The 6815-nt window shown below is 67.6% G+C and carries 5 protein-coding genes and 1 pseudogene; 4 read left to right on the top strand and 2 right to left on the bottom strand.

Annotation, left to right across the window (positions count from 1 at the left end):
• Positions 1-181: pseudogene (locus tag Q0A27_RS01285) on the top strand (HNH endonuclease); the annotation flags it as partial.
• An 80-nt stretch (positions 182-261) separates the two neighbouring features.
• Here Q0A27_RS01285 and Q0A27_RS01280 read toward each other — a convergent pair.
• Together Q0A27_RS01280 and Q0A27_RS01275 are read right to left on the bottom strand one after the other, a co-directional pair.
• Positions 262-2349, bottom strand: coding sequence for an NADPH-dependent 2,4-dienoyl-CoA reductase (locus Q0A27_RS01280; RefSeq protein ID WP_291473270.1), 2088 nt, complete (start codon positions 2347-2349; stop codon positions 262-264).
• A complete protein-coding gene (locus tag Q0A27_RS01275) occupies positions 2346-2915 on the bottom strand; it encodes a PadR family transcriptional regulator (RefSeq protein ID WP_291473269.1) in 570 nt (189 codons plus the stop codon). The genes Q0A27_RS01280 and Q0A27_RS01275 overlap by 4 nt, the downstream gene beginning before the upstream one ends.
• Before the next feature lie 97 nt (positions 2916-3012).
• On the opposite strand from Q0A27_RS01275, the gene Q0A27_RS01270 reads away from it, so the two are divergent.
• The 3 genes from Q0A27_RS01270 to Q0A27_RS01260 all read left to right on the top strand — a co-directional run bounded on the left by Q0A27_RS01270 (position 3013) and on the right by Q0A27_RS01260 (position 6490).
• On the top strand, positions 3013-4932 hold the full coding sequence (locus Q0A27_RS01270; protein WP_291473268.1) for a putative nucleotidyltransferase substrate binding domain-containing protein: 1920 nt from the start codon (positions 3013-3015) through the stop codon (positions 4930-4932).
• Positions 4932-5576, top strand: coding sequence for an exonuclease domain-containing protein (locus Q0A27_RS01265; protein WP_291473267.1), 645 nt, complete (start codon positions 4932-4934; stop codon positions 5574-5576). Before Q0A27_RS01270 ends, Q0A27_RS01265 begins: the two co-directional genes overlap by 1 nt.
• Positions 5577-5683: 107 nt before the next feature.
• Positions 5684-6490: a fumarylacetoacetate hydrolase family protein gene (locus Q0A27_RS01260; RefSeq protein ID WP_291473266.1), complete on the top strand. Its 807-nt coding sequence runs from the start codon at positions 5684-5686 to the stop codon at positions 6488-6490.
• The last annotated feature ends 325 nt before the right edge of the window (positions 6491-6815 follow it).

The following is a 6815-nucleotide window of genomic DNA, read 5'->3' as shown; positions in this document are numbered from 1 at the left end:
GGCCGTGATCAACGGGATGTGCCTGTGCCGGCTGCATCATGCCCTGAAAACTGCGGGACTGTGGGCGGCGGAGACCACCGATGGTGGGGTGACGGTGATCTGGACCGGCCCGGCAGGTGTCATCGCGGTGACCGAGGCTGACGGTCCCCTGTCCCCGGCCAGAGCAGGCCCCGAACCCTGACCTGTGCCCTTCCACATACGGAAAGACCCGGCGTCCCTGCCGCCATGACAGACGGGGACGACCGGGCTACGGCTGCGCGATTACGCGATCTTCGCCGCAGCCTCCGTGCCCTGGCGGATCGCACGCTTGGCGTCCAGTTCGGCAGCCAGGTCAGCGCCACCCACGATGGTGACGTCGATGCCGGCAGCCTTCAGCGGCTCCGCGAGCTCCTTCACCGACTCCTGGCCGGTGCACAGCACGATATTGTCGACCTCGATGACGCGGCGCTCCTTGAGCTCCTTCGAGATGACCCTGCCCTTCCTGTCCTTCGTCTCCTCGTAGAAGGCTAGGTGCAGGCCGGCGTCGTCGATCTTCTCGTACGTCGCACCGCTGATCTGCTCGACCTTCTTCCCCCTCACCGAGGCCTTGTGTACCCAGCCGGAGGTCTTGCCCAGCGACTTACCCTGGCGGGACGCCTTGCGCTGGATCATGTACACCTTGCGCAGTGGAGCTTCCGGACGCGGCTTCGTGAGGAAACCGGGGGTCTCAAGATCTTCGGTCACACCCCACTCCTGCTCCCACTCCTTGAGGTTGAGCGTCGGGGAATCCTCGCCGGTCGGGGTGGTGAGGAACTCGGAGACATCGAAGCCGATACCGCCGGCCCCTAGCACGGCGACCCGGTGGCCGATCTCGCGCTCGCCGAGTACGGCCTGGGCGTAGGTCATCACCGAGGGGTGGTCGATCCCGTCGATCTGTGGGATGCGCGGCGTCACACCGGTGGCCAGGATGACATCGTCGAAACCGCCGGCCACCAGATCCTCCGCCGATGCCCGGGTGTTCAGCCGGACATCCACACCACGGACCGCCAGCTGCGTCCGGAAGTAGCGGATGGAGTCATGGAACTCCTCCTTGCCGGGGATCCGGGCAGCTATGGCGAACTGACCGCCGACATGGTCACGGGACTCGAACAGGGTCACCTTGTGGCCCTTCTCCGCTGCAGAGACCGCCGCCGACAGGCCCGCCGGGCCCGCACCGATGACCGCGACCTTCTTCGCCGACCGGGTGGGGGAGAGCACCAGCTTCGTCTCCCGACCGGCCCGGGGGTTCACCAGGCAGGTGACCTTCTTGCCGACGAAGGCGTGGTCGAGGCAGGCCTGGTTGCAGCCGATGCAGGTGTTGATCTCCTCGGACCTGCCCTGCGAAGCCTTGTTCATGAACGCCGGATCGGCGAGGAAAGGTCGGGCCATCGAGACGGCGTCCACCCGGCGGTCGGTGAGAATGTCCTCGGCGACCTCCGGGGTGTTGATCCGGTTCGAGGCGATGAGCGGGATCTTCACCACGTCGGCCAGTCGCTCGGTGAACTTCACGAAGGCACCACGCGGCACCGAGGTGACGATGGTCGGTACCTTCGCCTCGTGCCAGCCGATGTCGGTGTTGATGGCGTCCACCCCGTGGCGCTCGGCACGCTTGGCGAGCAGGGCGATCTCGTCGAAGGTCTGGCCGTCCTTGACGAAGTCGGCGACGGACTGGCGCAGAATGACCGGGAAATCGCGCGGGACCTGGCGTCGGATCTCATCGATGACCTCGACGAGGAACCGCTGCCGGTTGACGGTCGACCCACCCCACCGGTCGGTGCGGTCGTTGGTGTGCGGGCACAGGAACTGGTTGATCAGGTAGCCCTCGCCGCCCATGATTTCCACGGCGTCGTACCCGGCCTTGCGCGCCAGTCGTGCCGCCCGACCGTAGGAGCGGATGGTGTACCGGATCATGCGGTCGGTCATCCGGATGTGCTTGAAGGGGTGGATCGGCGAGGGCTCGGAACCAGGCGCGGCCTTGAACGGGGTCACGCCGTAGCGTCCGGCGTGGAGGATCTGCATGGCGATCAGTCCGCCGGCCTCGTGGACCTTGGAGGTGATCCGGCGGTGGTGGAGGACCGACAGCGGGGTCGCCATGCGTCCGCCCAGCGGCATGAGGTCGCCGGAGCGGGTCGGGGTGATGCCACCGGTGATGATGAGGCCCACGCCACCACGGGCGCGTTCCGCGTAGAACTCGCCGAGCTCGTCGGCGTGCCAGATGCGCTCCTCCATGCCGGTGTGCATCGAGCCCATGACCGAGCGGTTGGGCAGGGTGATACCGCCGATGTCCAGGGGACGGAACAGGTTCGGGAAGGGGGCAGTGGTGTCAGTCATGTCAGCTCTTCTCGGTAGTCAGAGGGAGTCAGGGTCTCGAGTACCTCGTCGCACCAGGCGACGAATCCTTCCTCCATGCGGATGCCGCCGCGCAGGACGAGGTACTGGTGCAGTCGTCGGCCGGTCAGGGCCGTGGGTCCGGACGCGGCCTCGGGGAACTGGGTGACCGCGTAGCCGCGGTACAGGGCCAGTCGTTCGGCGTGGACGGCGCGGTGGTGCCGGACGTCGGTCAGGACGTCAGCCAGGTCGCCGTGTTCGGCGCCGCGCAGTTTCACACCCAGGCTGTCCCGCAGGGTGGGGACGGGGGAGGGCTCGGCGATCCAGGACGCCAGGGCGTCCTCCCCGGCGGGGGAGAGGGTGTAGACCCTCTTGTCCGGACGGCCCTGCTGGGGGACGTCTTCACAGGTCACCAGGCCACGGTCATGCAGGCGGGACAGGGTGCGGTAGATCTGCTGGCGGGTCGCCGGCCAGAAGTGGCCGAGGGACGTGGAGAACTGCCGGCTCAGCTCGTAGCCGGTGCCGGGTCGTTCCGCCAGGGAGATCATGATCGCGTGGTCCAACGCCATGGCAGGCAGTGTAACCGCCATCACATGATTATGTGCAACTCGTTGCCTATACCCCGGTGCGGGGGTGCACGTTCAGTCTGCAACGTACTGTGAGCCCATGAGTGTGGAACTCGATGAAATCCGCCGCTTCCTCGCAGAACAGGAGCCCTTCGCCCACCTGCCGGAGGCTGACCTCGACGCGCTGCCGGCGAAGATGACGATGACCTATGTCCGGCGCGGCGACACGGTCATCACCTCAGGCAACGACAACGACCATCTGTTCATCGTCCGCTCCGGCGCGGTGGACGTCACCGATGACTCCGGGGTCCTGCTCGATCGACGAGGCACCGGTGATTCCTTCGGCTATTCGGCGATGCTGCCCGGGGTGAGAGGGGACTACCTCGCCGCCCCTGATACGCACGGCCCGTCGTACTACACGATGGTCGCCGTCGAGGACAGTCTCCTGCTGACCCTGCCCGGCGCGGACCTGCTCGAACTCGTCGGCCGCAATCCCGATGTCGCCCGCTACTACGCGGGGCTCTCGGTGCGTATCCGTGCGGATGCCGACCGCCTCCGCCAGCGCGCCGGCACCGACGTCCTGCGTCGTACCGTCGCCGACATGGAGCACCACTGTCGGGACCTGGTCACCGTCGACGCGTCGGTGGCTGTCGCGGAAGCCGCCGCGCTGATGGGGGAGCAGCGGGTCTCCTGCCTGCCGGTGGTGGACAGTGCAGCGGAAGGACGCCGCCTCGTGGGCATCATCACCGACCGGGACCTGCGTAACCGTGTTCTCGCCGCCGGGGTGGACGCCGGCGTCCCGGTCCGTCAGATCATGACGCCTGACCCGGTGTCCGTCGAACCGGAGGGCACCGTCTTCGAGGCGATGCTGCGGATGAGCGACCTGCACATTCATCACCTGCCGGTCACCGATGCCTCGCAGGGCGGTGTGCTGGTCGGCATTCTCGCTGCGTCCGACGTCATGCGCACCATGCGCAATGACCCGATCTACCTCACGGCTGACCTGGCCAAGGCCAGCACCGACGAGCAGATGAAACGCATCGTCGACGACGCCGCGACGATGGCCGCCGGGTTCATCGAGCGCGGCGCGTCGCCGGAGGAGGTCAGTGAGCTGCTCACCGTCGGCCTGGACTCCCTGGCCCGCCGGCTGCTCACGCTCGCCGAGGAGGAGCTCGGCCCGCCGCCGGTGCCCTACGGTTTCGCCGTGGTGGGGTCACAGGGCCGTCGTGCCGCCGGTTTCGCCTCCGACCAGGACAACTGCCTGGTGCTCTCCGATGACTACGACGAGGACGCCCACAGTGGGTACTTCGCCGCCCTGTCGGCCATGGTGTGCGACGGGCTGGCCGCGGCCGGTCAGGTGTACTGCCCCGGGGACATGATGGCCTCCAATCCGGCATGGCGGATGACGGTGGGGCAGTGGGCGGACATCTTCCACACCTGGGTGACGGCGCCGGACCCGGACGCGCTGCTCTATGCCCAGACCTTCTTCGACATGCGTGTCGTCCACGGTTCCCGTGAGCTCGTCGAGCAGGTCCACCGTGCCGCGGTCGCCTCGGCCAAAAGCTCCGGACGCCTGCATGCCCAGCTCGCGGCGCTGGCGGTGCGCCGGGAACCGCCACTTGGGGTCTTCCGTGGCCTGGTGGTTCGCCGGGGTGGCGACTACGCCAACACCCTCGACGTGAAGAAGGGCGGGATCGCCGCCATCGTCCAGATTGCGCGGCTGTACGCCCTCGTCGCCGGGGCACCGGTGGTGGGGACCGGCCAGCGCCTCGCCGCAGCCGCACAGGCAGGCGTCGTCTCCGCGAAGGGGGCCCGCGACCTCACCGACGCCTTCGGGGTGCTGACCGGCCTGGCGCTGCGTCATCAGGCGCGGCAGCTGCGCGCCGGGGAGACCACCGACTACGCCGTCGTCCCGGATGCGCTGGGGCGGCTGGAACGGGAGAACCTGCGCGACGCCTTCGGCATCATCAAGTCCATCCAGTCCGCCCTGACCACCGCCTACCCGGTCCGGAGCACGTGATGGGGTTTCTGCGGCGCCGGCGCCGCGTCGACCTGTCCCCACCGGCCCCGGACACCCCGTTGGGGACGCTGCCGTTGCTCGCGGTCGATGTGGAGACCACCGGGCTGGACCCGAAGAAGGACCGGCTGCTGTCCATCGGGTGGGTGCCGCTCGATGGCAGGGTGATCGACCTGTCCGGTGCACGGGAGGTGATCCTGCGCGACACGGTCGACGATGACACAGGTGTGGGCACGTCCGTGACCCTGCACGGCCTCACCGATGATGCGGTGGCGGCCGGCATCCCGGCCGGTGAGGCGCTCGGGCAACTTCTCGAGGCGGTCGAGGGGCGGGCGCTGCTGGCCCATTTCGCGGTGATGGAGACCGGGTTCCTCGACGCGGTGTGCCGGCAGGAACTCGGGCTGCGGTTCGAGGTGCCGGTGGTGGACACCCTGGACCTGGAGCGACGCCACATGGAGCGGATGGGCACCTACCCGCGCGGTGAGGACCTGCGGCTGCCCCGGGTACGGTCGCGCTACGGACTACCGTACTACGGCAACCACCGGGCGGTCACCGACGCGCTGGCGTGCGCTGAGCTCTACCTCGCGCTGACGGCGGGCGGGGAGGGGGCTCGGAAGTTCACCACGCTACGTTCCACTCAGGTGTGACATTCCTCACCCGAACTTCCCACGATATGGGCATTTTCGTCCATTAATGCCGGATCAGGGGCGGTGGGTGGGTGACACCCAGGACACTCTCTGTAGGGTGTCAAGACATGCGTATCTCCCGAATTGCACACCCCGAAGGCATGGCCTTCGCAGTCGTGGAAGGGGGCCAGCCGGACGGCACAGGTGCGACCTGCCGCGAGATCGCGGGTCATCCCTTCGGCGAGCCCGAGTTCACCGGCCGCAGCTGGCCGTTCGAGGATGTCCGGCTGCTCGCCCCCATCCTCCCCTCCAAGGTTGTCGCCGTCGGCCGTAACTACGCCGACCACGTCAAGGAGGTCTTCAAGAAGTCCGCGGAGCACCTTCCCCCGACGATCTTCATCAAGCCCCCGACAGCCGTCGTCGGTCCGCAGGCCCCGATCCGTATCCCGGAGTGGGCCACCCGCGTCGAGTTCGAGGGCGAGCTCGCCATCGTCATCGGCAAGCCCTGCAAGGACGTCAAGCGCGACGACTGGAAGTCCGTCGTCCTCGGCTTCACCATCGTCAATGACGTGTCCTCCCGCGACCTGCAGTTCGCTGACGGCCAGTGGGCTCGTGCCAAGGGCCTGGACTCCTTCTGTCCGCTGGGCCCGTGGATCGAGACCGACCTGGACTTCGCCGAGCTCGACAACCTGCCGATCAAGGCGCATCTCACCCACGACGGTGCCACCGAGACCAAGCAGAACTCGAACTCCGACCAGATGATCAAGTCCATCCCGGAGATTGTCGAGTGGGTGTCCTCCGCGTTCACCCTGCTGCCCGGCGATGTCATCTGCACCGGTTCCCCGGCCGGTACCGCCGAGATGGTCCCCGGTGACTCGATCGATGTCGAGATCCCCGGTCTCGGCCACCTGGTCAACCCCATCGAGCGCTACTAGAGCTACCGGCGCACAGAAGGACGCCCCGACCTCCACCGGGAGGTCGGGGCGTCCGTCGTCACTGCCGGATCAGGGGAGCTTCGGCAGCTGGATGTTGAGCGCGTTGCCCAGGCCGATGACGGTGGAGATGCTCGCGATGGTGTCGAACGGGTTGTCGGTTCACGCGGAGGATCCGAGGGAGAGGATGCTCTAACGGAGCTTCATGGATGTGTCCTTGTCAGCAGGTGTCTGGTGGTCGACCGATCGTCGACCGGTCCGGCGTCTGTGACGCCTTCCGACCATGTTTCTGGCCGCTGTTCCGGAACGTCGATTACGCAACTGCTGG

It is taken from the genome of Corynebacterium sp. (assembly GCF_022712275.1).
GTDB lineage: Bacteria > Actinomycetota > Actinomycetes > Mycobacteriales > Mycobacteriaceae > Corynebacterium.
This window is presented reverse-complemented; position numbering and strand designations above follow the sequence as displayed.